We start from the raw sequence: 18,650 nt of genomic DNA, 5'->3' as shown, positions 1-18,650 counted from the left end.
TCTGAAAACAAATTACATTTCACTTCTTTTTGTTTTTCTTTTGGTTTTGTTTTCTCTTTTTCCAATTTCTTTTGATAGGCAAGAAGTTGTGTATCATTCATCTTATCAATGTTTTTGGAAATCATATCTAAAACTTCTTTTTGTAAAGGTTGCAGCTCCTTATCTTGTGTCAAACCTGTATACACTTGTCGTATATAAAAGTTTGTCGTGTTGTACATATTCTTAGCATTTTGGCAAGATTCTTGAAAATAAGAATACATACGATGCCCTTTTTTAATCCAAATCTGAAGAGTTTTATAATTTGTTTGATTTTCCATTGTCATTTTTCACCTCCTTGTTAAGGATATTATACCAAAACAAGAACGTATGTTCCTTTTATTTTTGAACATAAAATATTTTTTTCGATTCACCTCACCACCTTCACATATGTTTAGAGGTGGGAGTCCTCTCGAAAGGTATGATAGAAAACAGTCCCCGATAAAACTTCATAGATTCCTCTAAGTTTGCTACCCAAAACTCAATATGATGAATACCAGGTTCAAACGTTTTCTCTGGCATATTCCCCTTGCTCCCTTTCCCACTTCATACTATTTTGAATTCACAACACTTACAATTTCTTTTGGCACATTCACAATATAATTCGGAGATTCATCCTGTACCGTTTCTATCACATCATAGCCCCAGCTTACCCAAATTACTTCTACTCCAATTTTTTTGCAAGATACAATATCCCGTAGCTCATCTCCAACATAAATCACATCGGAATTTTGTAGTTTATTTGCTTTTAAAAATTTCTTTATCACTTTGTCTTTTCCAAAAATATTATTAGAGCAAAAAACATCATGAATAAAATCAATTTCATTATGACGTAAAAACTCTCGAATGTGCTCCTCAGCATTCGATGATACAATAACAATTTTATATCCGCTCTGTTTCAAAATCTGCAACACATCGCTTATTCCATCGAACAAAGTAAGCTTTTGAATGGATGGTTGATATAACTTATAAAACTCTAACGCTAACATTGGAATTTTATACATCGGTACATGAAGCAATTTACATCTTTCTGGAATTGATAATTTCCGGAGCTCTTCAACATCCTCTTCTGTTACCTTTTTAAAACGATGCTTCTCTGCCATTTCATTGAAAATAGGGATAAAGATATCTTTAGAATCTACTAACGTACCATCAAAATCAAAAATAATATATTTATTCATTACCAATGCTCCTTGTTATCATTATTTTTATATTCCTTATACATATGAATTCTTTTTCAAATTAACATTACCTTTTATTTACTTTTTCTTCATCTTCAAAAAAAAGAACAAGGCATAAATCCTTGTTCTTCTTTTCTTATGAAAGCCATTGCGGCGGTGTATTCGTATTCCAATAAATATCACCAAGCTCATGATGTGCTGTAAAGTCATCATCATAACGGTGGTAATGAAAATTAAAATAATAACCATCTTGCGGCGGGTGATCTCGTCTGACGTGAAATCGAAGTAAATCATCGCCAGTTTTTGTATCATAAACATGAAAAATTTTTTCATGGTTTCCACCCGCTGGCTTTTGCGAAATAGCTAAAGACTGTAATGAATCTTCTGGTGTAGTCTTTGAAAGTTCTGCTATTGCCACCTCTATTTTCGGTAATATCACATCTTTAAACTCATCACCAATAACTGGGCCAATTTTCGATCCGAATTTCTCCATTGATTGCCGTTCTGCTTCTTGCATCGCATAAGAGAGAAATACTTCTGAACTTATCTCGTTTTGCTTTTCATCCAATGTATACGACGTTTGCTCTAACTTTTGCTGTCTTGTTGGCTTGTCCGCTTTTGCATTGTCAAGTAGCACAGAAGGAGGTGTTACTAATCCAAATGTAAATACAGTAATTAACGTGACGAGCGTCTTTTTCATCCAATTTGGCATTTGCATACCTCCCCTTCTTTGCTTATGTTTTTATAACTGTTGCTCCCATTATACAAAATGATGCCAATTTTTGCACTTTAGAAATTTATTAACGTTAACATTATTTATAATGATTTGAATATGGAATAGTAAGATTTCATATAATAAGTATTATTCCTTGATTTTACTAGGAGGTTTTCCTTTTGAATCTTGACCTTCTCTTTTCAGGTGTAAGCATTTGTATTCTCATATATTTTATGTATGTATCCATTACAGATTAACAAGAAAGAGCCTTTAAGCTCTTTTTTGTTAGAAATAAAATTTAACGAATCTGGCTCTTTCGGGCTGTTATCTCCCGTCTATCTTCTTTGATTGCTCAAAACCTTGAGGCTGGAGCCTTATTGCTCGTTTTTGAGGAATAAATAAAATCCACACTGTTATTACAATCACAATTCCTGCACAAATTCCAGCAGCCGCAGCATAAAATTGCGCTAGTACAACAATACCGTATACAAATAAAGCTGGTATAAGCAAATATCCCTTCGCCTTCTGTGAAAGCCATAGTTTCTTTCCTTCTGAACAATATAACTGTAAAAATAGTTTTCCAGAGAAAACTTTCCATACGTCACTTGAATAACGAAATATTGCAAATAACGCAAACAAAATAACGATTGCAGCAATCCACCATGGTGCAAACCAAATAGTATTTGCACTAACAAAGACGATGCGAATGTAAAAACCGCCTGCATCACCCGAACGAAAATATTCCTTTAAAAAAGCTTCAATGATTCTAGAATCATTGCTATTTCCTATCAATATACGTTTAGAACGCGGAAATAGCCACGGTTTTGCTGCATTTGTAGGTTTTTGTACTTGGCCTCCAAGTGTCATAATTTGCGTTGTCCATCTCATTTCTTCTCCTTTTTCTTTTTCAATTTCTTTAAAGAAGAAGCGATGGTAATTCATTTTTTCTTTTACTAAGAAAAAACTTATGATTAAGAGAAGTAAAAAGAAAAAAAACGTATAAAAAGACTGTTGTAGTATATATCCAAATGTTATACCTACATATACAATCCCTACAAAAAAGAGAATATTTTTTATGATCATTACTTGCCACTGCTTATGAAATCGAACATCAATATAACGTTGCAACAGGGCAAACGTGAAACGAAAACAAATCAAAAATACAAAACAGAAAAAAGCTTGCACACCAGTTCCGTTCAAATTTTTCAAAAGGATTGGTAGACATAGAATGATTATAAGTGCACTTGTAAAGCAAATACGGCAAAAAGAATAAATCATCCCATATTTCATCATTTGTTTTATATGATTTGGAAATTGAATTAAAAATAAACTGTCTGCTTGTTCTAAGAATGAGCGTACACTTCTTGAAAATGTCGCTACATAAAACACAAGAAATCCGGCAGAGCAATATAATACATCTTCAGATGTTAATCCATGCTTCCAAAGTGAAACATAATAGATCCAGCTAAAGACAAGCGCGGGAACAATTAAGTATAATGCAATCGTCCAATCGACAACAGAGCGCACGGCTTTCCACTTTCGTTTTACCTCATGAAACAACCTTTTATAAAATAGTTTTCTAATCATGTTGTTCCCGCCTTACAATCACATCAAAACAATCTAACAATGTGCCTTCTGGCATGTTAGCAAGCGTTTGAATACTATGTAAATCTCCATTTGCAAATAAAGTTCCTTCTGAAATTAATAAGAAACGCTCACATATTCTTTCTGCTGTATCTAGTACATGTGTACACAATAAAATGCCAGCACCACGTTCCTTTTCTTTATATAAAAAATTGAGGAAATCACGAGTTGCTGTTGGATCCAAACCAATAAACGGCTCATCAATAATATAAAAGTCTGGCTCTGTTAAAAAAGCTAAAATAAGCATCGACTTTTGTTTCATTCCTTTTGAAAACTTCGATAAATACTCATGCTTATGCTTGTCCATTCGAAATGTACGTAACAACTCTTCCGCTTGCATTTCCCAGCTTCCTGATTCAACATCCCTGGCAGCCATTAATAGTTCAATATGTTCCCACAATGTTAAGTAATCATAATACGTCGGATGTTCAGGTACATATGCATACGGATTCTTTTTATCTCCAAACGAAACTTCTCCGTCCATATGCGCCAATAATCCAAGAATCGATTTTATTGTTGTACTCTTCCCTGCTCCGTTTGCACCAATTAAAGCAACAAGCTCGCCTTGTTCAATTGAAAAAGCAATATTATGTATCGTTTTCTCTCCAGCTTCGTATCCAGCCGATTTTATATTAACTTGCAGCAAAGATATCCCTCTCTCTATATAAAATTACAAAAAATCCCTATGAAAATAATAACATATTTTTCAATAAAAATACTTTTCAAACTTCAACATAGCAAAGATGCAATTCATATGCAGGAAAACAATGTTAATAGCAGAATACTTTATACTCTGAATTCAAAATATTTTTTGTTATTTCATATACACCTTTTTATAAAACATTTCTAACAAACGACGAGAAAGGACATATACTATGACGAACAAACGAAACATCGAAGCTATTTTCGTCGACCGTGACGGTACAATCGGCGGCGATACGACGATTCATTACCCTGGGGAATTTCAGTTATTTCCATTTACTAAGACGGCTCTAGATAAACTAAAAGAACAAAATATACAATTATTTTCTTTTACAAACCAACCTGGTATAGCTGATAGCAAAGCAACAAAGGAAGACTTTATTGAGGAATTAACAGCATTCGGTTTTGACGACATATATCTTTGTCCACACAGGCACAGTGATGGCTGTACATGTCGTAAACCTGAAACAGGAATGCTTCTTCAAGCAGCGAAAAAACATCATCTCGATTTAACAAAATGTGTTGTAATCGGTGATCGCTGGAGTGATATCGTTGCAGGTATAAAAGTCGGCGCAACAACGATTTTAGTACAAACAGGTGCTGGATATGACGCTCTGCATACATATCGTCATAAATGGGCGAACATGGAAGCTAATTATATTGCAGAAAATTTAGAGGACGCTGTTTCTTGGCTCTTTACACATCCTATATCAAAATAAAAACAGCAATGCCATTTAAAACGGCATTGCTGTTTAAATACTCTATTCGCCCTTGCATACCTCAACGATGAAAATACTAAAACTATTTCTCTATGAAAAGCTTGTCCGTACATATTCATATGTTATGAGACTAAATCATTATATGCTTGGTTATGTATCACTAGTTATATATGGATTTTTACAAATTTAATTCATAATGAAAATAACGACTATCTCTTATATAACCGTTTTCTGCATATAAACGCTGCGCTGTTACATTATCAACCTCAGTTTGAAGTTTTAGCCCTTTTGCGCCTGTCTCCAATGCAAATTGCTCCGCTGCTTTTAGCAGTTGTTTCCCTACCCCAGATCCTCTCACATCTTTTTGCACAAATAAATCATTTAATATCCACAACTCTTTCATAGAAATAGAAGAAAAAGAAGGATATAACTGCGTAAACCCTACGTATTTCCCATCTTCTACTGCTACAAAAATAATTGATTCTTTTTGCTCTAAACGTTCACGTAAAAATTGTTCCGCTTCTTCTATATTAGAATCTTGTCTATAAAACATACGATACTCATTAAATAATGTTGCTACTCCTTGTAAGTCTTCCATAGATGCTTGATATATTTTCACTTCTCTTCGCTTCCTTTCCAATAGTTCTTCATTAAATCCGTTGCCCAATCTGGCTGCTTGATTTCTTCTCTTGGCAAAAACTCTTTCATAACTGGCTTCATATCTAAAATAGGGGTACCATCAATCGCATCTAACCCTTGCACAACTAATTTCTTTCCTTCTCTACGTGCTACTTTTACAATCGTAGCACCTAATTTATTCGGACGATTTTTCCCTCGCTGTGCAAAAATACCAACTTTCGGATACTCTTCATTATTACGAGGATGTCTTGCCGTGTACTGAATGTTGTCATCTGTTACTCTATCAAAATAAAAAATAACTTCGATATGTGAAAATTGTTCAATCCCTTGTAAACTCTCTTCTGTATATGAATCCGTCAATTCAATAACAGACTCGATTTCTCCCCACAAATCATCTTCCACAGCAATTCGTTCATTATGTACAAAAGCGATCGGTTGTAACGAAAACATCGTATCCCCCTCTCAGTGTAACCCCTTACATTATAATATATTTTCTGAATACTTTCCAGGAATAATACACTAGTTTACATAATAATATTATGTAAAAAAGAAGAGGGAGCACATAACTCTCTCTTCTTTCTGAATATTATACAAGACCTGTTAAACTATACGTGCCAATTACAACAAATACCGCTACAGTTTTAATAATTGTAAGTGCAAAAATATCCCGATACGATTGTTTATGAGTTAATCCCGTTACTGCAAGCAACGTAATAACGGCCCCATTATGCGGTAATGTGTCCATACCACCTGATGCCATTGCAATAATACGATGCATAACTTCTAATGGAATATGAAATTGTTCTGCAGCTGCAATATATTTATCAGACATTGCACTTAATGCAATTCCCATTCCCCCGGAAGCCGATCCTGTTATACCTGCAAGTACATTTGTCGTAACCGCCCCATTAACAAGCGGATTCGTAAAAGTTGTTGAAATACTATCACGAATTACACCAAATCCTGGAAGCGCTGCGATTACGCCACCAAATCCATATTCTGCACCTGTATTCATTGCTGCTAGTAATGCTCCGCCAATACTTGCATTTAACCCAGTTTGAAAATCTACAAATACACGCTTCCAATTTAAAAGAATTGTTGTTACGATGCCAATTACAAGTGCTAATTCTACTGACCACACGCCAAGTACTCCAGACAATTCTACTTTCCCAAAACTTTTTAAACCAATAGCTGCAAAATCAAAACCATTTGGATACCATTTTGGAATAGCAATTGTAAAAAATTTGTTCATCACACCTACTAAAATAAGCGGAACGAAGGCAAGCACTTGACGAAGTGGTGTAATATCAACCGTTTGGATTGACGGTCTTACGTTTTGTTCCGCTTCGATGGATGCTGCCATTTCAGCATTTCCATCTTTAAATCCATAAAACCCTTCGCCTTGCGCTTCTGCTTTACGACGGCGCCTTTCCAAATACACCATACCGACTATGAAAACAAAAATAGCTCCTGTAATTCCTAAGAAAGGACCGGCATAAATATCTGTCTTGAAAAATGTTGTCGGAATAACATTTTGAATTTGTGGAGTTCCTGGAAGTGCATCCATTGTAAAGGTAAGAACCCCAAGCGCAATTGTACCAGGAATCAGACGTTTAGGAATATTTGCCTCGCGAAACAAATTAGCTGCAAACGGAAATATAGCAAATGCCACAACAAATACACTGACACCACTATATGTTAAAATAGCTCCCATTAATACAATTGCAAGTATCGTTCGTTTCACACCAACAATTTGAATAATTGTTTTTGCGATAGACTCTGCGATTCCCGACATCTCGACTACTTTTCCAAAAATCGCTCCTAGTAAAAATACAGGGAAATATAATTTTATAAAGCCAACCATTTTCTCCATAAAAATATTTGAGAAAAAAGGCAAAACGTAAGTCGGCTCTGTTAACAAAACCGCAAACAAAGCACAAATCGGGGCAAATAAAATGACAGAAAATCCACGATATGCTACAAACATCAACATACTTAATGCTAATAAGATAATCACTAATTCCATATGTTCCTCCTTTCTAATTTCCAAGGAAATATTTATAGAATTTTCAGTTTATTTAAGATAAATTGATTTTATTCCTTTGCAATTTCCTCGTAATCTACAAAGCTATAATCATAGCAAATTCGATATAATTCAATCACTTCTTCATACGAAGGAATACGAGGATTGTTACTGGGACTTCCACTTGTAAGTGCATCTTTCGCCATCTTTGCAATAACTATTTCAAATTCATCCTTATCTATTCCATACTCTTTCATATTTGGAATACATAAATCTGTACAAAGATGCTTCATTTCATTGACAGCAATATTTGCAAAACTTCCATTTGATAACGCTTTCAAATCTGGTCTAATCTTACGTCCAATATCCGAAAGACGTGTCACTGTATAATCTTTCGTAAACTCTAATACTGCTGGTAGGAGCATCGCATTTGATAGACCATGAGGAACATGAAACATTGCTCCAATAGGACGGGACATTCCATGAACTAATGTTACAGATGCATTTGTAAAAGCAATTCCTGCTTGCATTGAAGCGAGCATCATTTGCTCTCGAGCCTCTATATTTTGGCCATCTTCATAAGCGATACGGAGATATTTCATAATCTTTTCAATTGCTGAAAGTGCAAATATATCAGTAAGAGGTTGTGAAAATCGTGAAATATATGCCTCTATCGCATGACATAACGCATCTATTCCTGTTGCAGCTGTTACATGAGGCGGTGTAGATATCGTTAATAATGGGTCCACAATAGCTACTTGAGGTATAAAACTCGGGTGCTTAATCATCATTTTTACATCTGTGCTTGTATTTGTAATAACGGTCGCACTCGTAACTTCAGATCCTGTACCGGCAGTCGTTGGAATAACAATAAGAGCTAGAGGGACCTTTGTTATCGGATATTGATTACCAGCGTATTCTCTAATATTCCCTCCGTTTGTTGCGATAACAGCAACGGCCTTTGCAACATCAATACAACTTCCTCCGCCAAGTCCTATAACAAGATCGCATTCATTCTCATTACAGATAGCTAACGCTTTTACTACGTGCTCATCTGTCGGCTCAGTATTCACATCAACAAAAGTTACAACTTCTATTTTTCTAGCCGTTAACATTTTCCTACACCTGTCTACATAGCCAAGCTCATTCATAATAGAATCGCTTATTATCAATGCTTTCTTGCCATACTGAATTGCCTTTTCTCCTAGTTTTTCTAACGCATTTGTTCCATATAAGACTGTCTCAGGTACTCTAAATTCTGAAATTCCTTGCAAATATACCCCTCCTTCTTTTTTCATCCGTATACTAGCTACGCTAGAAATAACAGTTTACATAACAAGCTACTTTTACAATTCCACTTCGCAACTAAAATTCCTCTTTTAAATGCCAAATATAGTCATTTTTTATAACATCTGTATACAAAAAAAGACAAGGTGACCACCTTGTCTTTCCAAACAAATTTTATCGATCTATTTTTTCTAATACATAAACACACTTCTTTATATTTTCTACTTCTTCAATAATATGAGTAGCTCCCGCTGCCACTAGTTCTTCTTTACTACCATATCCATACATTACTCCAATAGAATCAATTCCAACTTGCTGCGCTCCAATTATATCATGCTCTCGATCGCCTACCATAACCACATGACCTTTCTCTAAATCATGATATGTATGTAAAATATGCTGAATAATGTCCGTTTTTGCAATACGTGTCCCATCTAAATTACTACCGACAATCTCTTCAAAATAATGCGCAAGATGGAAGTGTTCCAAAATTTGTTTTGCAAATATAGTCGGTTTAGATGTTGCCACAAATAAGCGTTTACCTGCATTCTTTAAATCTTGTAAAACATTAGGAATCTGTTCGTATACGTGATTCTCAAACATCCCCTTATCTTGAAAATATTCACGATAATATGTTACTGCTTCGGTTACTTGTTTTTCATTCATTCTATATATACTAGCAAACGAATATTGAATTGGCGGACCGATAAAAGAAAGTAATTTTTTATCATCTTGTTCATCAATCCCCATTTTTCTCAGGGCATATATGACCGAATTTACAATCCCTTCTTTCGGATCTGTTAATGTGCCATCTAAATCGAATAAAAAAGTTGTATACATTTATTCCCCTCCGCTCACTTTACTTTATATGATATGAACCAAAAACATGTATTCATATGAATCTCTAAATCAGTTGCAAATGGTTCGAAAATAGCTGTAAGTTCTTCCTTCGAATAATAATTTTTTATAATTTCATATTGCTGGCCATCTGCTAATGAACGGATTTTATATGTATTTTCATCATTAATCTTAGAAATAAGTGTTCCGCCAATTCCTTCGTTATACATATTATCTGCCATACATACAATAGATCCTTTTTCTAAAACTGCATGAAATTGTTCTAAAAAAGAGAAAATATTTTCTTTCGGTATATGGGAAAGCCAAAAGTTTGCATAAGCCCCATCGAATGTTTTTGTTAATTGATTCAATTTATAGGCATTCCCCTGTACAAAGGAAACTTTAGATGATAAAAGCTGTTTTTCTTTCGCTATAGTAAGTACTTCTTCCGAGTAATCAATCGCAGTAATGTGCTGAGCTGTTCCAGCAACATATTGTGTCCAATATCCTGTACCACAAGCAACTTCGAGTACAGTCTTCCCCGTAAACTTTTCTTTCAAAACATCTTGTATTTGTAACAGTTCTGCCTGTCTAATAGGGTCTTCTCGAAAATATACCTCTTCATAAATTCTCGCTCGATTACTGTAATATGTTTTCATTGCCCTCCCCCTTATCATTCCAGCCACAATCTTTACCATTTTACAAAACAATCATTCAAATGTAAATATTCCGATAATAAACAAACCACAAGTTACCATCTAACAAAAAATTAATATGTACAAAATTTTTCTTATCATGTATGATTAGATTTATTTTCCAATTTGTAATAGATGGTGAATACATATGACGACAAAATTAATTTTCATTATGCTTTTTACAATGATTATCCATGCTGTGGAAACGAGCTCCTATAGCATTCGCTTAGCTGGAGTTCGATTAAAAAAGATTACGGTAGCACTAGCAATCATAGGAATTGTATTACTTGTTTCCAGAACATCGAACCTTCTGCAAGCGGTTATGCTTGGTAGAATTGTAGACAGAGCTCGAGTACATGGTGATATCGATATGGAAGCTACAATACGCCTTATACTATTAGCAGCTTCCATAGGAACATTACTTGCACTATTTTTGTATCCAACGCTTACAAAATTATTTGGATATGTCATTCAGCAATTTGAAATAGAAGGATCATTCATCCGGATGATGAAAACAAATAATGTGCAAAAACTGCGCTATACAAAAAAATATATTAGATTTCCAAAACTAGAAATGATTCATCGTTTGCGAATTGGCGGTATTCCAAAACGTATTATGCTCATTAATATGATTGCAACAGCAATTTATACCGCTGGCGTACTTGCTGCCTTGTATGCTTCCGTATTAAATCCAACTTATGCTACTACTGCTACTACTGCATCTGGCCTTATTAATGGATTTGCTACCATTCTACTTACAGTATTGCTAGACCCGCGAATTGCCTTACTAACCGAACAAGCTCTCCAAAAAGAAAACGGAGCAGAAACAATGGGGAAGATGTATGGATGGTTAATGATTTCTAGATTTTTAGGAACATTACTTGCCCAAGTGCTTTTTGTACCAGGAGCTCATTGGATACTGTGGATTATTTCAATTACGAATTGAAAATAGCGTGGTAAAAAAGTTCTTATTATTTATGAGAACCTTTTTTATCACGCTATTTTTAACCTTTTATGTTCAGCACTTAAAACCCGCCGCGAATTGTTTTGTTTCTTTATTGATAAGAAATTACTATTTATAAGTTTTCCTACGGTCTTTTACATTCTTTTTCATGCCATCTTTTAATCCCCTTCTTACTACCTCTAAATATATGGTAATTTATCGAAGTTGTTTAATGTTTAAAACCACATACACATATAACCCCGTTTCGGTTTCAGAACGGGGTTATAAAATTGTTTAACTTTTGATACAGATTACTTCATTGCACTAAAAATATATAACAATAAAGTCTTTTAAATCTAAGGATTATTTAAGAATCGCGTCCATTTGTTTAGGAAAGGAAATCTTGAACATTGATTTAATATATCGACTTGGTTAAAAGCATACTAAAATGATGTTTTATAAACAAACCAATTGAGGATCTTATTCAGTTTAAGGAGTACTATTAGAATTTTTGACCAACCAAGGTTTTATTAATGACAGAACCGTTGCAGGTTGCATGGCTTTTATGTGATCCATGCCTTCTCCTTCCAAAATTTCTACATCCCATCCTAAGTGTTCTAGCACTTGTTTATTTTTTTGTATTGTACCGCCAATATCAACTGTTACACTTTCAAAGTTTTCTCCATAAATAATAGTGTCTTTTTCACCAGCAAACGCTAGCCTTGGAATAGCTAGTTTGTGTTGAATTTCTCGATCATCAAATTCCTTTAAATTCTCATATAACGTTACAAACTGTTTGGTTTGATTCGTGTTAATTTTCACTATTGTTTCAATTTAAAGGAATCACAGAGCTGATGAAATATATAAACTTTTACCAAGAAATGAACACTTAAAAAAGAGGTAAGCATCGGCTTGCCCCTTTTTCATTACTAATCAAAAATTATAGAATGATAACAGCTAACCTTCCTCAACAATCTGGCCCTTTAATGGAATAGTGTGACTAGAATTTTTAAACATCTTTATTGTAAATGTAACGATTTTATTTGTAATTAAACACCTTTTTTGTAAATAATCTCTCTCTGAATCTTTGGGTTTTGGAATCTTACTTTCCGTTAATGCGGGATAACTTCATTCATACTTTGCTCATCCAAGATGCAATACAACTTAAATTTTGTAAACTGGCATTACAAATTTACAGCAGTTTCCTCATAACAAATCCCCGGTTACACTAACCGGGGATTATTTCACTTTATATTACGGTACTAACCGGGTACAATCTCTTGGAAATGCACTTGCTTCGCGAACATTCGATAAGTTTAAAAATTTATATACAAGCCGTTCTAGCCCAATGGCAAATCCACCATGCGGCGGACAGCCGTATCGAAACGTATCAATATATGATTGGAAGTTTTCTACGTTTAATTCCTTTTCTCCGAAAGAACGAACTAACATATCATAATTATGGATGCGCTGCGCACCTGAAGTAATTTCTAATCCTTTATACAACAAATCAAAAGAATCTGTGACAGAAGCATTCTCTTTATTTGGCATCGTATACATTGGACGCGTCTCTTTCGGATAATGTGTAATAAAAACAAAATCACTGTTATATGTCTCTTTTACATACTTTCCAAGTAATTTTTCTCCTTCTGAATCCAAGTCACCTATTGGAGATTCTTTTCGATACTCTTTTTGTAAAATGCCTTGCGCTTCCGTAACCGTTAATTTTGGAATCTTTGTAATAACTGGTATGTCAATTTGAAGCAACTGTAATTCCTTTACACAATATTGCTGTACTTTTTCAAACATATACCGAAGTACATCCGTTTCAAGCTGCATCACTTCATAAAAATCTTCGATAAATGCGAGCTCTACGTCTAATGAAATATATTCGTTTAAATGGCGAGATGAATTGTGATGTTCAGCCCGGTACACCGGCGCCACTTCAAAAACACGTTCTAATCCACCTGCAACCATCATTTGCTTATAAAATTGTGGTGATTGTGCTAAATATGCTTCTTTCTCAAAATAATTAAGCTGAAATACGTTAGCTCCGCCTTCCGCTCCTTGTGAAACAATTTTCGGCGTAAAAATTCTTGTAAAACCATTTTGAAGTAAATATTCGCTAAAAGCATGGGCAAACATTGACTTAATTGTAAAAATAGCTTGCACTCGTTCATGTCGAAGTGACAACGGTCGTGAATGTAACATTTGATCTAAACCAACCTGGAGTTTCTTTTTATTCACTTCAAATGGAATTGGCTCCGTACTGTTTAAAAGTTGCACATCCTCAACTAGTAATTCTATTCCAAGTTCAGTTTTATTTGTCTCAATCACTTTCCCTGTAACTTGCACAACACTTTCTACTTCTACCTTATATCCAGCCCACTCTTTTTCAAGTACACATTGCATGACACCAGTTCGATCACGCAGTAATAAAAAGCTCACATTTCCTAGATGGCGAATTTTCTTCACCCATCCTTTTAACACAACTGTTTCTGTTTTATGCGGTGTACATTCGCTGATAAGCAACCGCTTTGTTTGTTGACTCATATATTCCGCCTCCTATTGTTAATTGTATGATTGTATGTTTATTATTATCGTTGTCATCATCATCCACGGCCGCTCACCTCCTTAAAAAAATACAAAAATCCGCCCCTATATAAGGGACGGATTTCACCGCGGTACCACCCAAATTGTCACATTGACCACTCTTCGCCTGATAACGGTAGGTGCCGTTTACTTTTACTAGTTGTTCACGTTCAAAATAACGCTCACAGGTGTCTTTCCATCACGCTGCACTGCAATCTTCTCAGCTCCCGATTGCTCTCTGTAGATCAGGTCACGATGTACTTTTCCTGCTCATCGCTTTTTATATTTACAGAATATTCTATCCTTCCAAACAACGAATTGCAAGTTGTTTTCTTTATTTTTTTAAATTATTTGAAAGGTTATTTCTCTAACTTCTTCAATTTATCCGATAGGATCTTGCTATAAGCTTTCCCGAAATTCATCAAATATACTGCTTTACATACTTTTTAATACGTATTAGATCTGGGTCCTCTTCCATTAATTCTGCAAAATAGCCGCTTTCATCTTCTTGCAGTACGCGCTCTAATTCACCAATCGCTTCTTCATTTCGATTTAATACAGCTAAATAGCAGGCTTTATTATATCGCGCATTTAAATGTGATTCATCCATCAATAACACGTCATTCATGAGCTGTAACGCTCCTTCTGTATCACCTTTTAAATGATGGGAAACACCAAGACCAATATATAGTTCATCCTCCTCTGGATGATGCTCTAATCCTTTTTCTAATATAGCAATTGCTTCTCGGTAACGCTCTTGATTATTGTAAAGAGCACCTAAATGTATAAAACTACCACTCATCATTGGAACATCCTCTATTAAAGCACGGAGAATATATTCTCCTTCTGCTTCTCTTTGTAAATTTAGTAATATCGTGCCTTGCAGCATTCGAATCGATGCGTCCATCGGTCTTTCTTGCAAAAAGTGCTCTGCTTCACGCAATGCCTCTTGCAGCATTCCCTCATTGTCATCTGCATGTTGTAAAAGTAGCATAATAAACTGATGTGCAACTTCATAATTCCAATGATTTTTCAACGACTTACGTAATGTTTCTATTGCCTCATCAATAAGATCGCCATTTACATAAAAGTGAGCAAATCGCTGTACCGCTGTAGAATTTTCTTGATTTAGGTGGATTGCCTTTTCATACAAATCAATAAGAGATGTAATAGAAAGTACATCCTGTGCACGTTTTCGAATACGGCGATATATTTTTTTGAAAAATGCTCCTGTTTGTTCTTCTTGCTCCATCTGTTCAATAAATTTTTGTTCAAGTGCAGAAGCTGCATACATAAACGCATAGCTTTTTTCTTCTTTTGATATGTCTAAATTTCCTAAACTATCACTTATACTTTTTCTTTGCTTTCGTAATTCTTCTATATACGTTACATACACTTCTTCATTGTGAACATTTTGCATAATAAGCTTCTCAATAACCTGTAAGCCATTCTTTTCATCCGAGGCAAGTAATATTTTCGCATAATGATGTAATATCTCTTCATGATTATTTTCCTTTGCCAGCGCCTGTTCTATATAAGCACGTTCTTGCTGGCCATTACCAGATGCCCCGTACACATATGCAAGGCTATTTAAACGCCATGACTCAGAAACAATCCCTTTCTTTTTGTTTAAAACCGTAATCAGTTCCTGTTGACGCTCAACTTTTACTGAAATATTCGCTAAATGTTCCATATTTACTAATAAAGGTGCATTTTTACAAGCTTCAAACATATGATGCTGTTCGTTCTCTAAATCTTCTTCAACATAGTAAATTTCAGCCAATTTTAAATGTGCCATTGCAAAAGTAGAATCTCGTTTCACGCATTGTAAATACGCTTTTTTTGCTTGTTTCCAGTCTTCCAATGTTTTATACACTTCTCCGAGCCTAAAATGCGGGAATGTATCTTCAGTGATCTGCGCCGCTTGCTCATACAGCTGAATAGCTTTCATATAATTTCCAGCCGATTCCTGTAAAATGCCTAAATAACATAAATAATCTATATTGCGATTATCTTTTTCAACTAAAGTACGTAAAAACGAAATCCCTCTTTGTAAAAATGGTGTATCTTCAAGCTGCGTTACATACATTTCTAGTGCATCCCGGAAATTATTTTGTATACAAACGATTCCTTCTTCCATGATCGTTAGAGCTGATTCAACTTCTTTTTGTTCTATGTTTTGATCCATAGCAGCGTTCCATAATATCTTTCCAGCATTAATAAGGAAGTCGCTATCTTCAGTAAACTGTTCTTTCAGTCTAAAAATATATTGTTTTCCTGTTTCATAGCTTTTTTGTTTCATATAAACTTCACTGATCCCTATATGACAGGATATTTCTTCCTCGTCATATTGAAGCCCGCCCTCATACATTTTCAGTGCTTTTTCATATTGCTCTCGTTCTAAATAAAAGTCACCTAATTTCGCATATAACGCAGCTGATTGGACATCATTTTGCATTCCTTCTAGTAAAACCTCTTCTGCTTTCCTTTCATCATCTAATTCTGCTTCATAAATATCAGCTAACATGATATATGGAAGCGGTAATTGCCGATCTAATTCCTTACCAACTTGAAGTCCGCGAATTGCCGATCTTATCTTTCCTAATTTATGAGCACACCGAGCACGCTCACACCAGACAAATCCGTCTTGTTTATACTGTTTTAACAACATAGTAAGCACTTCATATGCTTCTTCATCCCGACCTGCATCCATCAAAATAAGGGCATGATTAACAAAAACAAAACGATCTTCATGACGACCAGTTGCAATAGATGAATACTTTAGAGCCTGTTCTAAATCACCTAAATACATATATCCAATGGCCATATAACTCCAAGCTACGGGCTGATCAGAGTCTAGCTGAAGCGACGCACGAAAGTTAGCAACCATATCATCATAACGCGATTCATCGAATGCAATGCGTCCTTGCGTAAAATGATAGAATGGATTCGCAATTTTATGATTCACTTGCTCTAATACTGTATACGCTTGTTCCAGTTCTTCGATACGTACAAAACATTGCGCTGCATGAAGCTTAACATAATCAGATTTTGGATAAACATGTAAAGCACGCTTCGCACAGTTATATACAAACTCCTTTCCATCTTGTAAATCTAAATGCTTAATCGCATATAGCCATGTATATGGATTTTCTTTATGCTCGTGTAGAAGCCTTAATAAATTTTCCACATCGTCATGTTCAGCAAATTCCATTTGATCTGTTAATGAAAAGATGCGCCGGAAATACAAATCATCTTCTTCACATAATGAAGAAAGAAGCTCACTTTTCTCTTCAGGAACAATTGCGATAGATAAATAGTTTGTATTGACATGCTGCTCAACAAATTCTCCATATGTAACAAGTATGCGCTCTGCAAAATTTGGATCTTGAATATATAAAACCTGCAGCTGATCATTATAACCAGCTACTAATTGCACATGTGAAACATGATCTATATCAACACTAAGCAAAACTGGAACACCGGCATCGATAAATTTTTTATACATGTCAACTGTACCTACAAAGAAGCGACTTTTATAACCGATCGCTTCTACGTATTCTACTGTTTTTGACAACTTCGATCCTATCCCATCAAAAATATACTTAGCAATTTCATCTTGCGTTTTGCGATTTCCAAAAAGCTTCAATATCATTTCTATACTTGCAGGTACGCAATAGTTATCTTTCTGCACGACAGGTACAATAGGCAACATCACTTCTTTTTTCCCAGTAAAACGCAGGGCGTTGTGATAAGGAGAATCTTTTAAACTTTTCTCGTTTTCTAACAATGTTTGCAGAGTAGTCCAATCACCTATCATATAATAGAATTCCGCCCAAATTTGTGAGAAATACGGTTGATAATTATGAAATGGCAACAATTTTTGAACCTCACTTAAAACTTGGCTCAACTCATCATATGCTTTTTGATCATATAATCTTTTAATCTTTTCTAAATAAAAGAACGGAATTTGCGGAAATTTCTTCATCGCTTCCGTAATGATTTGTAATGATTCTTCATGTTCCCCTCTCATAGAATACAACTCAGCCAATAAATATGTTGACGTATCTGCGCATTCCTCACAATCCATTCCTTTTCGAAGTACTTCTTCTGCCTTTAGCCAATCCCCTTTAAATAAATAGAAGTAACCCCATTTATCAAAAATCGGAATCTCACTTAACTCTTCTGCTTTCTTCATATATGTATAAGCTTCCTCATAACGACGCATTTCAAGTATGCAGCGTGCCAATACGAAATATACCTTTGTAAGATGCTCTTTTTTAATAGCATTGCCTTCTTTTTGCAATGCCTCTCTTAACAAATCCTCTGCATCTAATGATTTTCGTTCATCAATTAAATCATCACAAAACCAAGTAAGCGTACGAAAACTGTTAAAACGCCGATGCGCATACCGCACTATAAATCTACTATAAGATGGCATTAAGCCTTCATCCAACAATTGAATAAGTGTATAAAAATCTTCTTCTGAAGAAATTTCTCCTAGCCATTTTTTCAGATACGAAAGGGATTTTTTTGCTCTTATTTCCTCAATTTCCTTTTGAATTTCCGATAAACCATTTAAAAATTCTTTCTTTTTTACATATACCCTTAATTTCTCAAAATCTCGCATCTTTTCA

14 protein-coding genes, 3 pseudogenes and 1 other annotated feature are annotated in these 18,650 nt (G+C 34.9%); of the genes and pseudogenes, 2 read left to right on the top strand and 15 right to left on the bottom strand.

Annotation, left to right across the window (positions count from 1 at the left end; all coding sequences use genetic code 11):
• The 6 genes and pseudogenes from ACFQZ1_RS22640 to ACFQZ1_RS22620 form a co-directional block, all read right to left on the bottom strand.
• Positions 1 to 323, bottom strand: a pseudogene (locus tag ACFQZ1_RS22640) (RNA-guided endonuclease InsQ/TnpB family protein); the annotation flags it as partial.
• 121 nt (positions 324 to 444) lie between these two features.
• Positions 445 to 558, bottom strand: a pseudogene (locus tag ACFQZ1_RS26725) (VOC family protein); the annotation flags it as partial.
• A gap of 29 nt (positions 559 to 587) precedes the next feature.
• Positions 588 to 1,217 carry an HAD-IB family phosphatase gene (locus ACFQZ1_RS22635; RefSeq protein ID WP_377884397.1) on the bottom strand — a complete coding sequence of 210 codons (630 nt, stop codon included), beginning with the start codon at positions 1,215 to 1,217 and terminating at the stop codon, positions 588 to 590.
• A gap of 136 nt (positions 1,218 to 1,353) precedes the next feature.
• On the bottom strand, positions 1,354 to 1,929 hold the full coding sequence (locus ACFQZ1_RS22630; RefSeq protein ID WP_377884396.1) for a YpjP family protein: 576 nt from the start codon (positions 1,927 to 1,929) through the stop codon (positions 1,354 to 1,356).
• Between the two features lie 327 nt (positions 1,930 to 2,256).
• Positions 2,257 to 3,519 carry an ABC transporter permease gene (locus ACFQZ1_RS22625; RefSeq protein ID WP_377884395.1) on the bottom strand — a complete coding sequence of 421 codons (1,263 nt, stop codon included), beginning with the start codon at positions 3,517 to 3,519 and terminating at the stop codon, positions 2,257 to 2,259.
• A complete protein-coding gene (locus ACFQZ1_RS22620) occupies positions 3,512 to 4,222 on the bottom strand; it encodes an ABC transporter ATP-binding protein (protein WP_377884394.1) in 711 nt (236 codons plus the stop codon). The genes ACFQZ1_RS22625 and ACFQZ1_RS22620 overlap by 8 nt, the downstream gene beginning before the upstream one ends.
• Positions 4,223 to 4,451: 229 nt before the next feature.
• Here ACFQZ1_RS22620 and ACFQZ1_RS22615 point away from each other — a divergent pair, with 229 nt between their 5' ends.
• A complete protein-coding gene (locus tag ACFQZ1_RS22615) occupies positions 4,452 to 4,997 on the top strand; it encodes an HAD-IIIA family hydrolase (RefSeq protein ID WP_377884393.1) in 546 nt (181 codons plus the stop codon).
• Positions 4,998 to 5,175: 178 nt separating this feature from the next.
• Here ACFQZ1_RS22615 and ACFQZ1_RS22610 read toward each other — a convergent pair whose 3' ends face one another.
• From ACFQZ1_RS22610 to ACFQZ1_RS22585, 6 genes are all read right to left on the bottom strand, one after another.
• Positions 5,176 to 5,616: a GNAT family N-acetyltransferase gene (locus ACFQZ1_RS22610; protein ID WP_377884392.1), complete on the bottom strand. Its 441-nt coding sequence runs from the start codon at positions 5,614 to 5,616 to the stop codon at positions 5,176 to 5,178.
• Positions 5,613 to 6,086 carry a tRNA (N6-threonylcarbamoyladenosine(37)-N6)-methyltransferase TrmO gene (gene tsaA, locus ACFQZ1_RS22605; RefSeq protein WP_377884391.1) on the bottom strand — a complete coding sequence of 158 codons (474 nt, stop codon included), beginning with the start codon at positions 6,084 to 6,086 and terminating at the stop codon, positions 5,613 to 5,615. Before tsaA ends, ACFQZ1_RS22610 begins: the two co-directional genes overlap by 4 nt.
• Before the next feature lie 136 nt (positions 6,087 to 6,222).
• Complete coding sequence (locus tag ACFQZ1_RS22600; protein WP_377884390.1) at positions 6,223 to 7,662, bottom strand: GntP family permease; 1,440 nt, start codon at positions 7,660 to 7,662, stop codon at positions 6,223 to 6,225.
• Positions 7,663 to 7,730: 68 nt separating this feature from the next.
• A complete protein-coding gene (locus ACFQZ1_RS22595; RefSeq protein ID WP_377884389.1) occupies positions 7,731 to 8,957 on the bottom strand; it encodes an iron-containing alcohol dehydrogenase in 1,227 nt (408 codons plus the stop codon).
• Between the two features lie 163 nt (positions 8,958 to 9,120).
• Positions 9,121 to 9,786, bottom strand: a complete 666-nt coding sequence (locus ACFQZ1_RS22590; protein WP_377884388.1) for an HAD family hydrolase — start codon at positions 9,784 to 9,786, stop codon at positions 9,121 to 9,123.
• Positions 9,787 to 9,800: 14 nt separating this feature from the next.
• Positions 9,801 to 10,442, bottom strand: a complete 642-nt coding sequence (locus tag ACFQZ1_RS22585; RefSeq protein WP_377884387.1) for a class I SAM-dependent methyltransferase — start codon at positions 10,440 to 10,442, stop codon at positions 9,801 to 9,803.
• 184 nt (positions 10,443 to 10,626) lie between these two features.
• On the opposite strand from ACFQZ1_RS22585, the gene ACFQZ1_RS22580 reads away from it, so the two are divergent.
• Entirely contained in the window at positions 10,627 to 11,424 is a 798-nt protein-coding gene (locus tag ACFQZ1_RS22580; RefSeq protein ID WP_377884386.1) for a lipid II flippase family protein, read from the top strand.
• Positions 11,425 to 11,910: 486 nt separating this feature from the next.
• On the opposite strand, the pseudogene ACFQZ1_RS22575 reads toward ACFQZ1_RS22580, so the two are convergent.
• The 3 genes and pseudogenes from ACFQZ1_RS22575 to ACFQZ1_RS22565 all read right to left on the bottom strand — a co-directional run.
• A pseudogene (locus ACFQZ1_RS22575) lies at positions 11,911 to 12,243 on the bottom strand (alpha/beta hydrolase); the annotation flags it as partial.
• A gap of 432 nt (positions 12,244 to 12,675) precedes the next feature.
• Positions 12,676 to 13,974: an aspartate--tRNA(Asn) ligase gene (aspS, locus tag ACFQZ1_RS22570; protein WP_377884385.1), complete on the bottom strand. Its 1,299-nt coding sequence runs from the start codon at positions 13,972 to 13,974 to the stop codon at positions 12,676 to 12,678.
• A 109-nt stretch (positions 13,975 to 14,083) separates the two neighbouring features.
• Positions 14,084 to 14,296, bottom strand: a binding site (T-box leader).
• A gap of 138 nt (positions 14,297 to 14,434) precedes the next feature.
• On the bottom strand, positions 14,435 to 18,643 hold the full coding sequence (locus ACFQZ1_RS22565) for a tetratricopeptide repeat protein (protein ID WP_377884384.1): 4,209 nt from the start codon (positions 18,641 to 18,643) through the stop codon (positions 14,435 to 14,437).
• Positions 18,644 to 18,650: the final 7 nt, after the last annotated feature.

The sequence above is a fragment of the Bacillus sp. CGMCC 1.60114 genome (assembly GCF_042676365.1).
In the GTDB taxonomy this organism is placed as follows: Bacteria; Bacillota; Bacilli; order Bacillales; family Bacillaceae_G; genus Bacillus_A; species Bacillus_A rhizoplanae_A.
The sequence above is the reverse complement of the archived record's forward strand: the minus strand, read 5'-3'. Positions and strand labels throughout refer to the sequence as shown.